Genomic DNA, 19,607 nt, shown 5'->3' with positions numbered 1-19,607 from the left:
CAGCGTGACCGTCGGTCAGAAGCGCAGGCTAAGGAAGAGAGAAATTGGCTGAAGGCCAGAAAAACAAAAGGGTCATTCAATGATTGAATGACCCTTAAAAATCCCGCAGAGCGGGTAAACGTGGCGTCCCCTAGGGGACTCGAACCCCTGTTACCGCCGTGAAAGGGCGGTGTCCTAGGCCACTAGACGAAGGGGACACAAACCCTTCTAACAGCTGATCAGTGCTGAGTACTGATCGATTCAAGGCCGGTGTGGCCAGGCCTTGAACTGTAAATTGGTGGAGCTAGACGGGATCGAACCGTCGACCTCTTGCATGCCATGCAAGCGCTCTCCCAGCTGAGCTATAGCCCCGGATTTTCGCCTCGCGGCGCAGCGACATCTTGCAACATCGCTTGTGTGAAACTGGCGTCCCCTAGGGGACTCGAACCCCTGTTACCGCCGTGAAAGGGCGGTGTCCTAGGCCACTAGACGAAGGGGACGCAAACCCTTCTGTACAACTGACCGGTGCTGAGTACCGATCGATTCAAGGCCGGTGTGGCCAGGCCTTGAACTGTAAATTGGTGGAGCTAGACGGGATCGAACCGTCGACCTCTTGCATGCCATGCAAGCGCTCTCCCAGCTGAGCTATAGCCCCGGATTTTCGCCTCGCGGCGCAGCGACATCTTGCAACATCGCTTGTGTGAAACTGGCGTCCCCTAGGGGACTCGAACCCCTGTTACCGCCGTGAAAGGGCGGTGTCCTAGGCCACTAGACGAAGGGGACGCAAAACCTTCTGTACAACGGACCGGTGCTGAGTACCGATCGATTCAAGGCCAGCGTGGCCGCGCCTTGAACTGCAAATTTGGTGGAGCTAGACGGGATCGAACCGTCGACCTCTTGCATGCCATGCAAGCGCTCTCCCAGCTGAGCTATAGCCCCTCATCGCTGAGGACGGGGCGAATCTTAAGGGGGGATCGGAAGGCTGTCAATTTTTTTTCCGTTTTTTGAAAAAAAATCTGCCGGGATAACAATCACTTACCGGCCCGCCCGGAAATCCCGGGGTTTTACCGCCCTGCCCGCCTGCGGCGAATCGCGCAAAACGCTCGCCGCAAGCCCCAGAAAGCCGCCATAAACCGCAATCAATCCGCCTGGCGCTCGGTTTCAAGCCTAGTCGAAAAGATTGCAGCCCCTGGCGGTGCCCCTCGGCAAAAACGCCTCAGGCGATGGCGCCGAGGAGTTTTTCCCACTCTTTGTTTTCTTTCTTCGACACACCGCCCAGCAGATCGATGGCCTGACGCAGACGGAAACGGGTCAGGTCCGGCCCGAGGATTTCCATGGCATCAAGCACCGACACCGAACTGGCCTGGCCAGTGATGGCTGCGAACATCAGCGGCATGGCATCACGCAGCTTCAGCTCCAGGGACTCGACCACCGCCTGGATGGTCGCGGTGATGCTGTCTTTCTCCCACTGGCGCAGGCTTTCGAGTTTCCACAGGATCAACTGCATCAATTGACGCACCTGATCGCCAGAAAGCTTCTTCGACTCGAACAGCTTGGCATCCGGATTCACGCCACCGGCGAAGAAGAAACCGGCCAGCGGCGCGATCTGGCTGAATGTCTCGACGCGGCCCTGCACGTGTGGCGCGATCTTCATCAGGTACTCGGGGTTCAACGCCCAGGTCTGGACCCGGCTGGCGAACTCCTGCACCGGCAGGTCACGCAGCCACTGGCCGTTGAGCCAGGACAGTTTCTCGATATCGAAAATCGGCCCACCCAGGGACACCCGCGACAGGTCGAAGTTGTCGACCATTTCCTGCAACGAGAACTTCTCGCGCTCGTCCGGCATCGACCAGCCCATGCGCCCCAGGTAGTTGAGCATGGCCTCAGGCATGAAGCCCATGCGCTCGTAGAAGGTCACCGAGGTCGGGTTCTTGCGCTTGGACAGCTTGCTCTTGTCCGGGTTGCGCAGCAGCGGCATGTAGCACAGCTGTGGTTGCTCCCAACCGAAGTACTCGTAGAGCAGGATCAGCTTCGGCGCCGAAGGCAGCCATTCCTCACCGCGCAGCACGTGGGTGATGCCCATCAGGTGGTCATCGACCACGTTGGCCAGGAAGTAGGTCGGCAGGCCATCGGTCTTCATCAGTACTTGCATGTCCATGCGATCCCACGGGATCTCGACATCGCCACGCAGCATGTCCGGAACCACGCAGACGCCTTCGGTCGGCACCTTCATGCGGATCACGTGAGGCTCGCCGGCCGCCAGGCGCTGGGCCACTTCTTCCTTGGACAGCAACAGGGCCCGGCCGTCATAGCGCGGGGTTTCGCCACGAGCCATCTGCTCGGCACGCATCTGGTCCAGCTCTTCAGCGGTGCAGAAGCACGGGAAAGCGTGGCCCAGGTCCACCAGTTGCTGGGCGTATTTCTGGTAGATGTCACCGCGCTCGCTCTGGCGATACGGGCCGTGAGGGCCGCCGACATCCGGGCCTTCGCTCCAGTTGATGCCCAACCAGCGCAAGGCATCGAAAATCTGCTGTTCGGACTCGCGGGTCGAGCGCAACTGATCCGTGTCTTCGATGCGCAGGATGAACTCACCGCCATGCTGCTTGGCAAAGCAATAGTTGAACAAAGCGATGTAAGCGGTACCTACGTGGGGGTCCCCGGTAGGCGATGGCGCGATGCGCGTGCGGACGGTGGTCATGGCTTGTCTCGAAAAGATAGAAAAACGAGGAATAAAACAGGGGGCGAATGGTAACAGGCGACACCAGCCCCGCTCCAGTGAGGAGGGCATTTAAGCCAAGGTTGCGACTACAGGCCGCTGCCAGCCCGCTGAATGACCAATAATCAACAACCGGCATTTACCACCCAGTGGCTATATGCCAGATTCGCCGGCTGATAGATTTCCTTACACTTTTATCGACTACAGTCTGCCCATGCCTGCCCAACTCAAGCGTCGCCTGTTTGTTTTCCTGTCCCTGGTCCTGCTGATCGCCCTGGGTTTCCTCGCCCACTGGTGGTTCCACGGGCGCTTCTATGAAACCACCGACAACGCCTACGTCCAGGGCGAAATCACCCGGGTCTCCAGCCAACTGAGCGCGCGGATCGACGAAGTGCTGGTGCAGGACAACCAGCACGTGGAAAAAGACCAACTGCTGGTGCGCCTGGAGGGCCAAGACTTCCAACTGGCGGTGGACCGCGCCCAGGCTGCCCTGGCCACCCGCGAAGCCGAGCGCCTGCAGGCCCAGAGCAAACTCACCCAGCAAGCCAGCCTGATTGCCGCAGGCCAGGCCCAGGTGGCATCGAGCCAGGCCAGCCTCGGTCGCTCGCAGATCGACCTGTCGCGGGCCCAGACCTTGCGCAAGCCCGGTTATGTCTCCGAGGAACGGGTCACCACGCTCTCCGCCGACAACCATATCGCCCGCTCCCAGGTGGCCAAGGCCGAGGCGGACTTGCAAGGCCAACGCCAGCAGGTCAACGCCTTGAATGCCGAGATCAAGCGCCTGGATGCGCAGATCGCCAACGCCCGCGCGGACCTGGCGCAAGCGCAACTGAACCTGACACGCAGCGAAATCCACGCCCCCATCAGCGGCATCATCGGCCAGCGCGCCGCGCGCAATGGCCAGGTGGTGCAGGCCGGCGCCTACCTGCTGTCGATCGTTCCGGATCAGGACATCTGGATCCAGGCCAACTTCAAGGAAACCCAGATCGGCCACATGCAGCCCGGGCAAAAGGCCGAACTGACCTTTGACGCCTATGGCGATACACCGATCCAAGCGCGGGTCGACAGCCTGTTCGCCGCCTCGGGTGCGCAGTTCAGCCTGCTGCCACCGGACAATGCCACTGGCAACTTCACCAAGGTGGTACAACGCATTCCGGTAAAACTGACCTTTGCTGCCGACAATCCCCTACAGGGCAAGATCCGCCCGGGCATGTCGGTGACCGTCAAGGTGAACGTCAAAGACCCTGTCGATGGCCGGTGATCAACTGCTGCGCCCGGCGGGCGAGCCCAGCCGGCGCGACTGGATCGCCGTGATGAGCGCGATGCTCGGCGCCTTCATGGCGGTGCTCGATATCCAGATCACCAACTCCTCGCTGAAGGACATCCAGGGCGCGCTGTCCGCGACCCTGGAGGAAGGTTCGTGGATCTCCACCTCCTACCTGGTGGCGGAGATCATCATGATTCCCCTCACCGCCTGGCTGGTGCAGTTGCTCTCCGCCCGACGCCTGGCGGTCTGGGTCTCGGTGGGTTTCCTGATCGCCTCCCTGCTCTGCTCCATGGCCTGGAGCCTGGAAAGCATGATCGTGTTTCGCGCCCTGCAAGGCTTTACCGGCGGCGCGCTGATTCCCCTGGCGTTCACCCTGACCCTGATCAAGCTCCCCGAGCACCATCGAGCCAAGGGCATGGCAATGTTCGCCATGACCGCCACCTTCGCCCCCTCCATCGGCCCGACCCTGGGCGGCTGGCTGACGGAAAACTGGGGCTGGGAATACATCTTCTATATCAACGTGCCACCGGGCCTGCTGATGATCGCCGGCCTGCTCTATGGCCTGGAAAAGAAGGAAGCCCACTGGGAGCTGCTGAAAAGCACCGACTACGCCGGCATTCTCACCCTCGGCCTGGGCCTGGGTTGCCTGCAGGTATTCCTGGAAGAAGGCCACCGCAAGGACTGGCTGGAATCAAGCCTGATCGTGACCCTGGGCAGCATTGCCCTGATCAGCCTGATCACCTTCGTCATTGTGCAAGTCTCCAAGCCCAACCCACTGATCAACCTGGGCATCCTGCGCAATCGCAACTTCGGCCTGTCGAGCATCTCCAGCCTGGGTATGGGGGTCGGGCTGTACGGTTCGATCTACCTGCTGCCGCTGTACCTGGCGCAGATCCAGAACTACAACGCGCTGCAGATCGGCGAAGTGATCATGTGGATGGGGGTGCCGCAGCTGTTCCTGATTCCCCTGGTGCCCAAGCTGATGCAGTTCATCTCGCCGAAGTGGCTGTGCACACTGGGCTTTGGCCTGTTCGGCCTGGCGAGCTGTTCATCGGGAGTGCTCAACCCGGACTTCGCCGGGCCGCAGTTCAACCAGATCCAGATCATCCGCGCCCTGGGGCAGCCGCTGATCATGGTGACCATCTCGCTGATCGCCACCGCTTATATACAGCCCCAGGACGCGGGCTCGGCTTCAAGCCTGTTCAACATCCTGCGCAACCTCGGCGGCGCCATCGGCATCGCGTTGCTGGCGACCCTGCTGGATGCCCGCACCAAGACCTACTTCGACTACCTGCGTGAAGCGCTGGTGCCGAGCAACCCGCAAGTGGCGGAACGCCTGGCGACCTTCACCGAGAAGTTCGGCAGCGAGACTGCGGCGCTGGGCAAGCTCAGTGAAATCACCCACCAACAGGCGCAGATCATGGCCTACAACGATGCCTTCCATTTTGTCGGCATCGCCCTGGGCATCAGCATGCTGGCGATCCTGCTGACCAAGGCGTTGCCCAAGGGCCTCAAGGCCGGTGAAGCCCACTGACCTGACGCTGACGCCTGCAGAGGCTGGCTTGCCAGCGAATGGGCCCTTGATCCTTGCACAGGACTTGCAGGGCACTTCGCCGGCAAGCCGGCGCCGACGAGGTGAAGAGGGGTCAGACGGTCAGCAGGCGCTCGCGCAGCTTGGTGATTTCGTCGCGCATCTGCGCCGCGGCCTCGAACTCCAGGTCGCGGGCCAACTGGTACATCTTCTCTTCGAGCTGGCGGATGCGCTTGGTGATTTCGCTCGGCGAACGCAGTTCGTTTTCGTAGCGGGCACTTTCCTCGGCCGCCTTGGCCATGCCCTTGCGCTTCTTGCTGCGCGAACCCGGCACGGTGGCGCCTTCCATGATGTCGGCAACGTCCTTGACCACGCCCTTGGGGGTGATGCCATTGGCCAGGTTGAAGGCGATCTGCTTGTCGCGACGGCGCTCGGTTTCGCCAATCGCCCGTTCCATGGAGCCGGTGATGCGGTCGGCGTAGAGAATCGCCCGGCCATTGAGGTTGCGCGCAGCCCGGCCAATGGTCTGGATCAATGAGCGCTCGGAACGCAGGAAGCCTTCCTTGTCGGCGTCAAGAATCGCCACCAGCGACACTTCCGGCATGTCCAGGCCTTCACGCAGCAGGTTGATCCCCACCAGGACATCGAAAGTGCCCAGGCGCAGGTCGCGGATGATTTCCACCCGCTCCACGGTGTCGATGTCCGAGTGCAGGTAACGCACGCGCACGCCATGGTCGGCCAGGTAGTCGGTCAGGTCCTCGGCCATGCGCTTGGTCAGGGTAGTGACCAGCACCCGCTCCTCCACCGCCACGCGCTTGGTGATTTCCGACAGCAGGTCGTCCACCTGGGTCAGGGCCGGACGCACTTCCACTTGCGGGTCCACCAGCCCGGTGGGGCGCACCACCTGCTCCACCACACGCCCGGCGTGCTCGGCCTCATAGTTGCCCGGGGTGGCGGAGACGAAGATGGTCTGCGGGCTCACCCCTTCCCACTCGTCAAAGCGCATCGGCCGGTTATCCAGCGCCGACGGCAGGCGGAAACCGTACTCCACCAGGGTTTCCTTGCGCGAACGGTCGCCCTTATACATGGCGCCGACCTGCGGCACGCTGACATGGGATTCATCGATCACCAGCAACGCATCCGCCGGCAGGTAGTCGTACAAGGTGGGCGGCGCAGCGCCGGCGGGACGGCCCGAGAGGTAGCGCGAGTAGTTTTCGATGCCGTTGCAGTAGCCCAGTTCGAGGATCATCTCCAGGTCGAAACGGGTACGCTGCTCCAGCCGCTGGGCTTCCACCAGCTTGTTGTTGGAGCGCAGGTATTCCAGGCGTTCCTGCAGCTCGACCTTGATCCCCTCGATGGCATCCAGCAGGGTTTCCCGCGGGGTCACGTAGTGGCTCTTGGGATAGAAGGTGAAACGTGGCAGCTTGCGGATCACTTCGCCAGTCAACGGATCGAATGCGCTGAGGCTTTCCACTTCATCATCGAACAACTCGATGCGGATCGCTTCCAGGTCCGATTCCGCCGGGTAGATGTCGATCACATCACCGCGCACGCGGAAGGTGGCGCGAGCGAAATCCATGTCGTTGCGGGTGTATTGCAGGTCCGCCAGGCGGCGCAGCAAGGCGCGCTGGTCGAGCTTGTCGCCGCGGTCCACGTGCAGGACCATCTTCAGGTAGGTTTCCGGGCTGCCCAGGCCATAGATGCAGGACACCGTGGTGACGATGATCGCGTCCTTGCGCTCCAGCAGCGCCTTGGTCGCGGACAGGCGCATCTGCTCGATATGGTCGTTGATCGAGGCGTCCTTCTCGATGAAGGTATCGGACGACGGCACGTAGGCTTCGGGCTGGTAGTAGTCGTAGTAGGAAACGAAGTATTCCACCGCGTTGTTCGGGAAGAAGGCCTTGAATTCACCGTACAACTGCGCCGCCAGGGTCTTGTTCGGCGCCAGCACCAGGGTCGGGCGCTGCACCTGGGCGATCACGTTGGCGATGCTGAAAGTCTTGCCCGAGCCGGTCACGCCGAGCAGGGTCTGGTGGGCCAGCCCGGCCTCGATGCCTTCGACCATCAGGCGGATGGCTTCTGGCTGGTCGCCGGCGGGCTGGAAGCGGGTGACTAGCTGGAATTCGGACATAACCTACCTCTGGGATCATTCGTGCGCGGCGATACCGTACAGGAACATGAAAGACCGCGTACGACCCATGTCGCCGAGGAAAAAAACCGGAATGTCCAAGATGTGGAGCCCAATACCACAGCTTTCAAGGCAAAGGTCCTGCACCCGCTAACACCCTGGACGTTGCAATAAGACTAACGGTCGAAAAATAAAGCGAAAAACTTGTCGCAAAAGGTCAATCGGCTGTCGCCCCCTGCGATGATGGCCTCTATACTAGCTCCCCGTTTGTGCACCGCTCTAGTGCATTCGGCTGGAGCGCGACACGTCCCTCCACACTCCATTCAGAGCCGCCGTAAAAATGAGCCTGTTCTCCGCTGTCGAAATGGCACCACGCGATCCAATCCTGGGCCTCAACGAAGCATTCAACGCCGACACCCGTACCAACAAGGTCAACCTTGGGGTGGGCGTGTACTGCAACGAGGAGGGACGCATTCCACTCCTGCGCGCCGTTGTCGAAGCCGAGACGATTCGCGCCGCTCAACACGCTTCCCGTGGCTACCTGCCGATCGACGGCATCGCCGCCTACGACCAGGCGGTACAAAAACTGCTGTTCGGCAATGACTCGCCACTGCTGGCCGCTGGCCGCGTGGTCACCACCCAGGCCGTGGGCGGTACTGGCGCACTGAAGATCGGTGCCGACTTCCTCAAGCAGCTGCTGCCCAACGCCGTGGTCGCCATCAGTGATCCGAGCTGGGAAAACCATCGCGCGCTGTTCGAAACCGCCGGTTTCCCGGTGCAGAACTATCGCTACTACGACGCCGCCACCCACGACGTGAACCGTGCCGGCCTGCTGGAAGACCTCAATGCCCTGCCGGCCCAGTCGATCGTGGTGCTGCACGCCTGCTGCCACAACCCGACCGGTGTCGACCTGAGCCCGCAGGACTGGAAAAACGTCCTGGATGTGGTCAAGGCAAAAAACCTCGTACCGTTCCTCGACATGGCCTACCAGGGCTTCGGCGACGGCATCGATGAAGACGCCGCGGCCGTGCGCCTGTTCGCCGAGTCGGGCCTGACCTTCTTCGTTTCCAGCTCGTTCTCCAAGTCGTTCTCGCTGTACGGCGAGCGCGTTGGCGCCCTGTCCATCGTCAGCAGCTCCAAGGAGGAAAGCGCTCGCGTGCTGTCCCAGGTCAAGCGCGTGATCCGCACCAACTACTCCAACCCGCCGACTCACGGCGCAACCATCGTCGCCGCGGTACTGAACAACCCGGAACTGCGTGCCCAGTGGGAACAGGAACTGGCGGAAATGCGCCTGCGGATTCGCGGCATGCGCACGCAGATGGTCGATCTGCTGGCCAAAGGTGCTCCCGAGCACGATTTCAGCTTTGTCGGTCGTCAATGCGGCATGTTCTCCTACTCCGGCCTGACCGTTGAGCAAGTGACTCGCCTGCGCAACGAATTCGGCATCTACGCGCTGGACACCGGCCGCATCTGCGTCGCCGCGCTGAACCAGAACAACATCGACGTCGTGACCAAGGCCATCCTGCAGGTGATCTGATTCACCGCAGCGATAACCAAAGGGGAAGCCAACCGGCTTCCCCTTTTTTGTCGGCGTCGCGCCGCTCCCCTGCCTGGCCCCACAGCCTCTAGACTGTGACCCTGTACTCCCCTGCTGATCGAGAAACCGATGAAAAACGATGACCTGCGGGCTGACCGCGACGAACTGGAGCACTACCGGCCCCGCTCGCAGAAACGCGAGAAAAGCCTGGTACTGCAAATTGCTCTCGGCGTGTTTCTCGGCGGGCTGGCCTTGTGGCTGGTACAACTGGCAGCCAGTTCGCTGATGGCCAAGCTGATGCTCGGCACCCTGACCTTCGGCGGCTGAGCAACCTCACCCCGTCAGTTCAGCCAGGCGTTGGCTGGCGGCATCATCGAAAGCCACGTACAGCGCCTCGGCCACTTGGCTCCTGATGGCCTTGGCGCTTTCCAGCCCAAGCACAAAACCCTCGGCCTTGCCGCCGGCACGCTGCAGATCGGGCGCCGATCCGGCCTGGGTAATGGCGTCCAACAGCTTGCTGGCCTGAGGCCCTACCCCTTTGGGCAGGCTGATCTGCTCGATGCTCATGACAGCACCCCGCAGCGGACGGCGAAAAACGCGGAAGAAACCTGGGATAAATCGAAGCGGATCATAAAGGCTTACCTATGCGGCTTGAGGCCGGCAGCGCGTGAAACCACTTCCGGGAAGCCATGGTAGCCCCTATCGGATCACGTATAGGCCTGCTAACCGATAAAACCCTCGAAGTCATGTCAGCAAATCATTCAGGCCCTCACAGCACTGAAAAAAATATTCGCCGCTTGTTGACTTCCCTTTCTGAATCAGTAAGATACGGCGCATTCCGCGATAGCTCAGTTGGTAGAGCAAGTGACTGTTAATCACTGGGTCCCTGGTTCGAGTCCAGGTCGTGGAGCCAAATTCCTACACTGATTTGCCTTTATCCTCCTGAGAGCGCCCTGCTCTTTCGGCAAATCAGCTCAAGCAATCCCCCCTTCAGATAAAGCATCCGCCTGTTCAGTCAGACTGGCGGAAAGACCCTCGTTACCCGGCAGAAATCCTCCGTTAGCGCCCCTGTTGCGTTGCCGCAAAGGCCTGACGTAGGCTGTGCGCCTCTTTTTCCAAGCAGCCAGATGATGTGATGTTCCTGCCAGCACAGTCACCGTGCCCTTCCCCCTCGATGAGCCCCTCGGCAACCCTGGCCGTTGCCCAGCATGACTGCGCGATCAATCGTCGACGTCGTAGTGTCCTGTTTGCCTTCACCTTCTCCCCGCACCAGGGCACTCGCTAACCGCGATTGAGCCCAGCACCGCCCCGCCACCTTTGGCGCGGGCGCCTACGCCACTGGCGCGCGCGGCCATCCCCCGTCTCTCGGCGTGCGTTGTTACCCGGCGCGCGCAACACCTCTATTTTTTGCCGCCTGAACCTGCAGGCGCGAGTCTTGATCATGAACAAAGCCTTGTTAGCCGCCCTGATCCTGGGCATTTCCATTGTCGGCCTGAGCATTGGCTCCACGGTGCCGATCCTCGCCCTGCGCCTGTACCAGGCCGGCGCTTCCAACAACCAGATTGGCATCATGTCGGCGCTGCCCGCAGCAGGCATGATGCTTTCGGCCTTCCTGGTCAATGCCCTGTGCCAGCGCCTGACCCGACGCCAGATCTACCTGCTGTGCTTCAGCCTGTGCGCCGTGAGCGTGGCTGCCCTGGAACTGCCCGGGGCCAGCCTCTATAACCTGGGCCTGGCGCGAATCACCATGGGGCTGGGTGCGGGGCTGATCATCATTCTCGGCGAAACCTGGGTCAATGAAATGGCCGAGGACGCCACCCGCGGACGGCTGGTGGCGGTCTACACCACCTGCTTCACCTTCTTCCAACTGCTGGGCCCGGGCCTGGTGTCGCTGCTGGGCACCGAGGGGCCGGCAGTGCTGGCCATTGTCAGCGTCGGTTACGCGGTGGCGATCGCGGTGGTCTGGCTGATTCTGCCCTTGAAGGATCAGCAGCAGCCGCACGCCGAAAGCCGGACCTTCTCGGTACTGGGCTTCATCCGCATCGCCCCGGCGCTGTGCGTGGGCATCCTGTTCTTCGCGTTTTTCGACAGCGTGGTGCTGTCGCTGTTTCCGGTGTACGCGGCCAGCCATGGCTACAGCATCAAGCTGGCGGCACTGATGGTGACCATCATCCTGCTGGGCGATACCGCCTTCCAATTCCCCCTCGGCTGGCTTTCAGACAAGCTCGGGCGCCCCGGCATCTACCTGGGCTGCGGCATCATTGCCCTGGCGATCGGCCTGGGCCTGCCACTGCTGATGGAAGCCCCCGCCCTGCTCTGGCCCAGCCTGGTGATCCTCGGCGCGGTGGCCGGCGGCATCTACACCCTGGCCATCGTGCTGATCGGCCAATCCTTCAGCGGAGCGGACCTGGTTACCGCCAACGCCAGCGCCGGCCTGCTCTGGGGCATCGGCAGCCTGCTGGGGCCGTTGCTCAGCGGCGCCGCCATGAGTGGCGGCAGCTATGGCCTGCCCCTGACCCTGTCGGCCGCTGCCGCGGTAGTGGTGGTGTTCGCCCTGTCTCTGGTGCGCCAGGGGCAATTGACCAAGGCGACCGATTGAGACCGGCAATCGCCCCCAGAACGCGGCCCGAGGCCATTCACAGGCCGCCTCTTTGTCATTACCATCGCGCGTTCTGCAATCCCACCTCATGGATCACCTCGCGATGGACCGACTGCTGCGCCTCTTGCCCCTGTGGGGCCTGCTCTGTGTACTGCCTTTGCCGGCACAGGCCGAAGCCCCGATGGACTGCGCCACCCTGAGCGACAACGCCTCCCTGGAAGCCGGTGAATACCGCCCGCCCCTGGAGGCCAGGGTGATAGGCCAAGGGCGCCTGCACTTTCACAGCGCGCCCAATGCCGCCTGTGTGAACAAGACGCTTTATGTGATTCCTGGTGACGGCCTGACGGTGTACGCCTCCAGCGAAGACGGCTGGGCCCAGGTCATGTACATCGCCAAGGACGGCGAGGACTACACCGGCTGGGTCGATGAAAAACGCCTGCTGCTGGGCAAGCACTATGGGGCAAGTGGGGCCGAGCTTCCCGATGAAGTGGCCGCGTTCATTCAGCGCCACGAAGCCTGCGAGCACTTCGCCGGCGAAGAGGCCTACGACGAGGAGCGTCGGGCTTTCCTGGAAAGGTCCGTGAATGAGGTCTGCCTCGGCCATGATCGCCAGCTTGCGACCTTGCGCCAGCAATACCAGGACAACCCTGACGCTCGCCAGGCCCTGCAGCCGCTGGACAACCTGGAATAACGAGCCACAGAAAAAACCGGCGCCTTGAAGGCGCCGGTTTTTTTATGGCCGCGACAATCGACGTCAGTGAGTGGCTTCGGCACTGCCTCGCGCATGGCTTGGCAACGAACCATCGCCCGCCGGGTTCGGCGAATGGCCCGACTCTTCCGTGACCAGCGGGACCTCATTGCCCTCGGCGTCATGCAGTTTGCCGCCACTGAAGTAGTCGCCTTCACGCAGCACCGCGATGTCCTGGAAGCGCAGGCTGCGCTCGGTACCGGCGACAAACACCGACTGCTGGTCGGAGTTGCCCGCAGTGAAATGGTTGAATGCCAGGTTCAGCAGGATCGCCATGATCGCCGAGGAACTGATCCCCGAGTGGAAGATGGTGGCGAACCAGCTGGGGAAATGATCGTAGAAGCTGGGTGCGGCAATCGGGATCATGCCGAAGCCGATAGAAGTGGCGACGATGATCAGGTTCATGTTGTTGCGGTAGTCGACCCGCGACAGGGTACGAATACCACTGGCCGCCACGGTGCCAAACAGCACGATACCGGCACCACCGAGCACCGACGTCGGCACCGCGGCAATCACCCGCCCCATGAACGGCAGCAGGCCGAGGATCACCAGGAACAACCCACCGGTGGCCACCACGAAGCGGCTCTTGATACCGGTGACCGCCACCAGCCCGACGTTCTGGGCGAAGGCGCTCTGGGTGAAGGAGCCGAAGATCGGCGCAATCATGCTCGACAGCATGTCGGCGCGCAGGCCGTTGCCCAGGCGCTTGGAGTCAACCTTGGTGTGGATGATCTCACCCACCGCGAGGATGTCCGCCGAGGTTTCCACCAGGGTCACCATGACCACGATGCACATCGACAGGATGGCGGCGATATGGAAGGTCGGCATGCCGAAGTGGAACGGCGTGGGCAGGCCGAACATCGGCCCCTGGCTCACCCCGGAAAAGTCCGCCATGCCCAGGAACAGCGCGACCACGGTGCCAATGATCATGGCCAGCAGGATCGACAGACGGGAAATCGCCGCGCTGCCGATCTTGCTCAGCAGCAGCACCAGTACCAGGGTGAGCGCCGCCAGGCCAATGTTCGACATGCTGCCGAAATCCGCTGCCCGGCTGTTGCCGCCCATCGCCCAGCGTGCCGCCACCGGCATCAGCGTCAGGCCGATGGTGGTGATGACGATACCGGTGACCAGTGGAGGAAAGAACTTGGTGATCCGGGAGAACACTGGCGTGATCAGCAAGCCGATCAGCGAGGCGACGATCACCGCGCCGAGAACCGACTGGAAGCCGCCTTCACCGCTGCTGGTGACAATCGCCACCATGGTCGACACACCCGCAAAGGACACCCCTTGCACCAACGGCAGCTTGCATCCGAAAAACGGTACACCGAGGGTCTGCAACAAGGTGGCCAGCCCTCCTGCGAACAGCGACGCGGCGATCAGCAGGCCAATCTCCGCAGGCGACAGGCCGGCCGCCTGACCGACGATCAGAGGCACCGCAACGATGCCGCCATACATGGTCAGAACGTGTTGCAAGCCATAAGCCATATTGGCGCCGATACCCAAATTTTCATCTTCGGGCCGTTGCGGTGAAACCTGGGGCGTATTCATGGTGTGAGGTTCCCTGTTTTTGTTATGCGCACACTGTATGCAACATCCAAGACAACTGTCCATATTATTGTATACAGTTTGCCATCCAGGCCTTCCCTCTCGGCCCGCCCCGAACAATCCGCGCAACAGCCTCGGATACTGCCGCCTCTCAAGCCTGTAACGGCGCCCCAGAGCCATCGCGCAAATCAATCCCGGGTAAAGTCGATAGCTTCACCCAAGGCTTTTAGCGTGACTTCACTGGTTGAAAAACCAGGATAAAAAAAGCCGATCCAGTCGCTGGATCGGCTTATGCATCAGGTGAGCGGCGCAATCACTTGGCCGGAACCCGGATCTTGTACACATTGGGCGCGACACGAACCCACTGATCGCTGACCAGCGGATAGACCCTGGTGCGCGACGACAAGCGCAGCAGTTGCGAGTTGATGGTCGCCAGGGTCTTGACGTTGCCATCACGCGTATAGCTCAGCATGTTGTCCCGCAGATTGACGATGGTGTTCCAGGTGTCCGCATTGTTGACGATGTACTGGGCATTGGTTTCGAACGCCTCGCCCGGGTCGTCATTGCGGCCGTTGGGCCCGAGGAACAGGTTCCATGGCATCCAGGTGTAGAAGCCATGGAAGGTGTCCCAGCCCAGCGGGCGCGGCATCCCGGCGTTGGCCCGCACCACGCCCCGGCCGATTTCTTCCAGCAAGGTCTTGGCCTGGTCGTAGTCCGCCTCTACCGCCGGGGTGACATTGACCTGGTTGTCCCGCCCGTAACTGAGGAAGCGCCCGCCAAAACCGTCCCAGAACCCTTTCAGCTCCTTGAGATGCCCGCGCTGCACCACGGACATGTAGAAATCCCGCAGCTGGTTGTAGGCAATGATGTGGTGGCGACTGACCGGCACCGTGTACGCCGCCCCGATGCCGGAAGCCGTGAGTTCGGCGTTGTAGTTGTTGGACGCGGGATAGGGCGACCCGGCACGGGCCTCCATGTTCAGGTTGTATTCACCATTGGGATTGGGCACCGCGTAGCTGGCGCCCGAGCCCAGGCCAAGCACTACCAGGGCTGCAAGCAGCCCGCCCTTGAAACGTCGCAGCGCTGCGCCTGTGCTACCCAACAGGCTTGAATGAGCTGTGTTCTGCATGATTCTCTCCTTAGAAAATGACCGGCTTGCCGCCAGAGTCTAAGGAGCAACGCGCTGTGGATTTAACCGGGAACCGATTCCGCGCCCGTCCTGGCGGGCGCCGGAAAGCCCGCAGCATCAGGCCTCAAGCAATTGTTCAAGGACCCGCGGCAGTTCGGGATGGGCCGGCAGGCGCAGGGCGAACTCGTCCTGCAGCAGGCTCATCAACTCCCCTGCATCGGTGATCTGTCGGCGCTCGCTCGGCTGCCCCATGCGATGCAGGGCATAGCTGCCGTTGTTCAACGTGCGGCGCACCCCCGGCCCCATCAGCGCCACCTTCAGTTGACCGAGAAAGGGTGAATCGGGGTGGGTGCAGACGTACCAGTTGCCCATCTCGTAATCCACATCGCCTTGCAGCAGCAGGTCAAAGACGTACATCGCCCGCCATTCATCCATGACCTTGGCGCGCAAGGTGTAACTGCCTTCACGCCGCGTGATGCAGAAAGGCTCGTGGGGCGTTGCCTGCTCTTCCTCGGTATCGAGCAGCAAGGGCGCGGTGGGCACCATGCCGCCAAAACCGACATCGACGATGTAGCGCTGGCCATCCAGGTGCACCAGTGCCAGGCGGTGACTGCGAGCGGTGAGCGCATCTTCCGGGGCGCCCATCACCACGCGCCCGGTGATGCCCCGAGCCTCGAAGCCCAGGTGCTGCAACAGCACCAGGAAGGTCTGGTTGAGTTCGTAGCAGTAACCGCCGCGCCCCTCGTGGAGAATCTTGCGCTCCACCGACGCCAGGTCGATGGGTACCGGAACCCGCAATAGGGTCGAAAGACTTTCGAAGGCAAAACGACAGACATGCCGCCATTGCAGCTCCCGCAGGTTTTCCAGGGTCGGCGCCGGCGCGTGCGGGTAACCGAGTTGCTGCAGGTACAGGTCGAAGTCCATCAAGTGCGGCTGGCTCATGCACAAATCCTTGAAATGAGGGTCGCCCGGGGTCGCAACAGCCCCGGCAGGTCGGCGTCATGTATAAGCCAGAAACGGGGAGCCCAGACAATCAATTCGGTTGATATTTTTTATTGCATTGGCCCTGAATTGCCCCTTGCCAAGCGCCAGGGACGACTCTGTAATAATCCCCCCTTTCGCGCCATCGAAAGAGCCCGGCACCATGCAATCACTGGCAGGCCCGCGAGTCATCCTGCGCCCTTTGCAGCGCAGTGGCGCCTCAGCCAGCCCTGAACCTTCACCCAGCCCCTCTTTACAAGGATGTAGCCATGCCGATCGATTTCACCCTACGCCACGCTGAGCGCGAGGATGCGCTGTGCATCAGCGGCCTGGCGACTCAGGTCTTTCTCGACACCTACGCCACCGATGGCATGCGCAGCGACCTGGCCGAAGAAGCCCTGAGCGTCTACGCCCCGGAGCAGTTCCGCCAGCGCCTTGAAGACCCCAACAGGACCCTCTTGCTGGCTGAACGCAATGGGCACCTGCTGGGGTTCGCGGAATTTACCCGCCAGGCCCGCCCGCCGCTCGCAGCGCTAGCCGATGCAGTGGAACTGGTGCGCCTGTACGTGCAGCGCCACGCGCACCGGCAAGGCGTTGGCCAGGCGCTTCTGCAACAGGTAGAGCGCCTGGTGCAAGCCAGCGACACCCCCTGCCTGTGGCTCGCCGTATGGGCAGAGAACCACAGGGCGCAGGCCTTCTATCAAGCCCTGGGATATGCCTGCGTCGGCAACACCGCGTATGAGTTCGGGGGCAATGCCTACGCCAACCAGGTGTTCTGCAAGCGCTGGTAGCACTTCAACGCTCGGAGCGTTGCAAGGGCTCGCCGGCGTGTTCCCCTGGCAACGCCATGGCACGGTTGCGGCCCGTGGCCTTGGCCTGGTAGAGCGCCTCGTCTGCCCGCTCGATAAACATCTCGATACTGTCGCGCCCGGTGGGCACGAAGGAATAACAGCCCAGGCTGACCGTCACGCACCCCACCGGGGACCCGGAGTGGGCAATGTTGCGCTGCATGACACTGCGGCGAATCTGTTCGGCCATGGCCAGCGCGCCATGGATATCGGTATCGGGCAGCAACACCGCAAATTCTTCGCCGCCGTAACGCACAGCCAGGTCGGCCTTGCGCTGGCAGCAGCCCTTCAGGGCCTGGGCCACTTCTGTCAGGCAGTGATCGCCCGCCACGTGGCCATAGGTATCGTTGTAGCGCTTGAAGTAATCGATATCGACCATGACCAGGCCCAACGGGCTGCGTTGCCGGGCACCACGGCCAAACTCGATCATCAGCGAACGTTCGAACAAACGTCGATTGGCCAGGCCAGTGAGGCTGTCATGGGTGGCAATCACCTCCAGCGCCTCCTGGGCATTGCGCAGGTCCGTCTCGATCCGCTCGTTGTTGCGCACCTGCTGCACGAAGACCCAGCCAAACAGGCCGACCCCCAGCAGCACCAGCGCGACGATGGCCGTGGACTGGTAGGCCGAGGCGTACCAGCCCTTGAGAATCGAGTCCTTGGAATTTGCCGCGGCCACCACCAGCGGATAAGCCTGCAACTGTCGATAGCCGTACAGGCGGGTCACGCCATCGACGATCGAGGTGATCATGGCGTTGCCGACCGGGGCCTCGGGCAGGTACTTGCTGAAGATCTCGCCACGAGCCAGGGAGGCGCCGACCTGCCGCTCCTCGAAAGGACGTCGCGCAATCAGCGTGCCATCGGACAAGGCGAGGAACATGGCGCCCTGATCATCGATATTGAAGCTTTTGAAGAACTGGTCGAAATACGCCAGCTTGATGCCCGCCATCACCACCCCTTGGAAATTTCCGTGGCGGTCATTGAGCCGACGGGAAATGGGGATGATCCATTCGCCATTGGCGCGGCTGCGGATGGCCGGGCTGATATGCGCCAGCGACGAGGCGTTCTGTTGATGAAAACGGAAATAATCGCGGTCAGCCACATCCTTGCCGTGGGGTGATTCACCGAAGGAGCTGACCACCCAGTGGCCTTGCTGGTCATAGAGGAAGACCCCGCTGAGCTGATTCAGGGCCTGCACCCGCCGGGCAAAGATGCCTTGCAGCCTGGGCTGTTGCTCGGGACCGTCGCCCAGGGCCTGGATCCATTCGGAAAGGCTCATCAGCACCAGGTCGGCCTCCATGAAGGTGTCTTCGGCCTGTTGGGCAATCGCCTGAGTCAGGTTGGTGGAGTTGACCTCGGCCTGCGCCAGGTCGTGACGCCAGGATTGCTCCAGTTGCAGGAACAACAGGCCACACAAGCAGAGAAATACGGTAGCGATGAACGCCACGGCAGCCTTGAGCAACGGCAAGCGTTTCAGGTTGCCGCCAGGGGCGTGATGCGGATCGTAGATGGGAACAGGCAAAGGTGTCGTCCTGACGGGAAAGGCCTGGGCTAGAGGACTGATCCCTGGTTGTTTTCGAGACTGGCCGAGTGGCCAGCGCCCTGCAAAGTATAGATTCCCGACCCTCGAACCCGGGCCGTACGAGCAAGCGGCAAACGTCAACGGGCTGGCTCCACCCTGGTGTTATCGGCCGCAGCGAGCAATGCCTAAAGTGCAGATCGCCAGCTGGAGCAATATTCGACAAGCACCTGCGACAGCGCCGCCAGCACAGTCTGATCTGCTTCGGGCGCGGTGAACAGACGAAACTGTGCGTCAGGCAACGGCGGCAAACCATACTCCGCCCCCAAGGCACTGAGCTCTGCCCCCAGTTGGCTGAGCGCCATGGGGGCCACAGCGAACCCGGACAACACGGCAGCCCGCAAGGCCCCATGGCTGCTGCAAAGCATCGCCGTGCGCTGCGCAATACCCGCCTGGGCCAAACGCCCCAGAGCTGCGGCCCGGTAGGGGCAAGGCTCGGGAAACAGCGCCAGGGGCAAAGGCTCGGGCAAGGCGCCAGCAGGTTGCGCGAGCCCAGCCCAGACCAGCGGTTCAGACCAGAGCAAGCGGCCCGGCGCGGTCGTTTCGCACAGCGAGCCCACCACCAGTTGCAGGCCACCCTGGGCCAGTAGCTCCAGCAACGTACCGGGAATGCCGACCTGTATATCGAGCTGGAGGCCCGGGTACTGCCCGGCAAACACCTGCAACGTGCGCAGCAACCGGGGCTCGGCAAAGTCCTCGGACAAGCCGAGCCCCACTCGCCCATGGAACGGCACCTGAGTCAGTTCCGTCCAGGCGTCACGGTTCAACGCCAGGATCGCCCGGGCATAGGCCATCAGCCGCTCACCATCCGCGGTCAGTTGCTGTGAGCGAGTGGTGCGCTGGAGCAACGGCTTGCCGACCTGTTGCTCCAGGCGACGCAGATGGCCGCTGACGGCCGATTGAGTCAGGTGCAGTTTGAGCGCCGCACGACTGAAGCCCTGCTCATCGACGACGGCGACAAAGGTGCGCAACAGCAAGGTGTCGAACATATTTCAAGATGAACTCAATAAGGCCAGAATTGAC

The 19,607-nt window shown here is 62.0% G+C and carries 15 protein-coding genes and 7 tRNA genes; 8 read left to right on the top strand and 14 right to left on the bottom strand.

All coding sequences use genetic code 11. The annotated features are described in order from the left end of the window. Positions 1–121 precede the first annotated feature (121 nt). The 7 genes from LXM55_RS17175 to gltX all read right to left on the bottom strand — a co-directional run bounded on the left by LXM55_RS17175 (position 122) and on the right by gltX (position 2,677). Positions 122–197, bottom strand: a tRNA-Glu gene (locus LXM55_RS17175). A gap of 78 nt (positions 198–275) precedes the next feature. Continuing rightward, a tRNA-Ala gene (locus LXM55_RS17170) sits at positions 276–351 on the bottom strand. A 52-nt stretch (positions 352–403) separates the two neighbouring features. After that, positions 404–479, bottom strand: a tRNA-Glu gene (locus tag LXM55_RS17165). A gap of 79 nt (positions 480–558) precedes the next feature. Next, a tRNA-Ala gene (locus LXM55_RS17160) sits at positions 559–634 on the bottom strand. Positions 635–686: 52 nt separating this feature from the next. Beyond that, positions 687–762 (bottom strand) — tRNA-Glu (locus LXM55_RS17155). Between the two features lie 80 nt (positions 763–842). Further along, positions 843–918 (bottom strand) — tRNA-Ala (locus LXM55_RS17150). Positions 919–1,195: 277 nt separating this feature from the next. Next, positions 1,196–2,677, bottom strand: coding sequence for a glutamate--tRNA ligase (gene gltX, locus LXM55_RS17145; RefSeq protein ID WP_233321451.1), 1,482 nt, complete (start codon positions 2,675–2,677; stop codon positions 1,196–1,198). Positions 2,678–2,909: 232 nt separating this feature from the next. Between gltX and LXM55_RS17140 the strand changes: the two genes are divergently transcribed. After that, positions 2,910–3,956: an HlyD family secretion protein gene (locus LXM55_RS17140; protein ID WP_233321450.1), complete on the top strand. Its 1,047-nt coding sequence runs from the start codon at positions 2,910–2,912 to the stop codon at positions 3,954–3,956. A gap of 49 nt (positions 3,957–4,005) precedes the next feature. Continuing rightward, complete coding sequence (locus LXM55_RS17135; protein WP_233321521.1) at positions 4,006–5,496, top strand: MDR family MFS transporter; 1,491 nt, start codon at positions 4,006–4,008, stop codon at positions 5,494–5,496. A 112-nt stretch (positions 5,497–5,608) separates the two neighbouring features. Here the strand turns inward: LXM55_RS17135 and uvrB are convergent, their stop codons facing one another. Next, positions 5,609–7,624: an excinuclease ABC subunit UvrB gene (gene uvrB, locus LXM55_RS17130; RefSeq protein WP_233321449.1), complete on the bottom strand. Its 2,016-nt coding sequence runs from the start codon at positions 7,622–7,624 to the stop codon at positions 5,609–5,611. 337 nt (positions 7,625–7,961) lie between these two features. Here uvrB and LXM55_RS17125 point away from each other — a divergent pair, with 337 nt between their 5' ends. Both LXM55_RS17125 and LXM55_RS17120 read left to right on the top strand, forming a co-directional pair. Next, complete coding sequence (locus LXM55_RS17125; RefSeq protein WP_233321448.1) at positions 7,962–9,158, top strand: amino acid aminotransferase; 1,197 nt, start codon at positions 7,962–7,964, stop codon at positions 9,156–9,158. A 129-nt stretch (positions 9,159–9,287) separates the two neighbouring features. Further along, positions 9,288–9,485: a hypothetical protein gene (locus tag LXM55_RS17120; RefSeq protein ID WP_103739363.1), complete on the top strand. Its 198-nt coding sequence runs from the start codon at positions 9,288–9,290 to the stop codon at positions 9,483–9,485. 6 nt (positions 9,486–9,491) lie between these two features. On the opposite strand, the gene LXM55_RS17115 is transcribed toward LXM55_RS17120, so the two are convergent. Then, a complete protein-coding gene (locus LXM55_RS17115; RefSeq protein ID WP_233321447.1) occupies positions 9,492–9,725 on the bottom strand; it encodes a hypothetical protein in 234 nt (77 codons plus the stop codon). 270 nt (positions 9,726–9,995) lie between these two features. On the opposite strand from LXM55_RS17115, the gene LXM55_RS17110 reads away from it, so the two are divergent. The 3 genes from LXM55_RS17110 to LXM55_RS17100 all read left to right on the top strand — a co-directional run bounded on the left by LXM55_RS17110 (position 9,996) and on the right by LXM55_RS17100 (position 12,448). Next, positions 9,996–10,071: transfer RNA gene (locus tag LXM55_RS17110), tRNA-Asn, on the top strand. A gap of 528 nt (positions 10,072–10,599) precedes the next feature. Then, entirely contained in the window at positions 10,600–11,757 is a 1,158-nt protein-coding gene (locus LXM55_RS17105) for an MFS transporter (RefSeq protein ID WP_233321446.1), read from the top strand. Between the two features lie 103 nt (positions 11,758–11,860). After that, positions 11,861–12,448 carry an SH3 domain-containing protein gene (locus LXM55_RS17100; protein ID WP_233321445.1) on the top strand — a complete coding sequence of 196 codons (588 nt, stop codon included), beginning with the start codon at positions 11,861–11,863 and terminating at the stop codon, positions 12,446–12,448. A gap of 63 nt (positions 12,449–12,511) precedes the next feature. Here the strand turns inward: LXM55_RS17100 and LXM55_RS17095 are convergent, their stop codons facing one another. The 3 genes from LXM55_RS17095 to LXM55_RS17085 form a co-directional block, all read right to left on the bottom strand. Then, positions 12,512–14,053, bottom strand: coding sequence for a nucleobase:cation symporter-2 family protein (locus tag LXM55_RS17095; RefSeq protein WP_233321444.1), 1,542 nt, complete (start codon positions 14,051–14,053; stop codon positions 12,512–12,514). Between the two features lie 310 nt (positions 14,054–14,363). After that, a complete protein-coding gene (locus LXM55_RS17090; protein ID WP_233321443.1) occupies positions 14,364–15,179 on the bottom strand; it encodes a hypothetical protein in 816 nt (271 codons plus the stop codon). Positions 15,180–15,296: 117 nt separating this feature from the next. Further along, positions 15,297–16,121 (bottom strand): arylamine N-acetyltransferase family protein, encoded by an 825-nt coding sequence (locus tag LXM55_RS17085; protein WP_233321442.1) that lies wholly within the window; start codon positions 16,119–16,121, stop codon positions 15,297–15,299. Positions 16,122–16,429: 308 nt separating this feature from the next. On the opposite strand from LXM55_RS17085, the gene LXM55_RS17080 reads away from it, so the two are divergent. Next, positions 16,430–16,951, top strand: a complete 522-nt coding sequence (locus LXM55_RS17080; protein ID WP_233321441.1) for a GNAT family N-acetyltransferase — start codon at positions 16,430–16,432, stop codon at positions 16,949–16,951. 4 nt (positions 16,952–16,955) lie between these two features. On the opposite strand, the gene LXM55_RS17075 is transcribed toward LXM55_RS17080, so the two are convergent. Further along, positions 16,956–18,527 (bottom strand): sensor domain-containing diguanylate cyclase, encoded by a 1,572-nt coding sequence (locus LXM55_RS17075; RefSeq protein WP_233321440.1) that lies wholly within the window; start codon positions 18,525–18,527, stop codon positions 16,956–16,958. A 185-nt stretch (positions 18,528–18,712) separates the two neighbouring features. Then, entirely contained in the window at positions 18,713–19,573 is an 861-nt protein-coding gene (locus LXM55_RS17070; protein WP_233321439.1) for a LysR family transcriptional regulator, read from the bottom strand. Positions 19,574–19,607 lie beyond the last annotated feature (34 nt).

The organism is Pseudomonas sp. Au-Pse12 (genome assembly GCF_021341665.1).
GTDB lineage: Bacteria > Pseudomonadota > Gammaproteobacteria > Pseudomonadales > Pseudomonadaceae > Aquipseudomonas.
The sequence above is the reverse complement of the archived record's forward strand: the minus strand, read 5'-3'. Positions and strand labels throughout refer to the sequence as shown.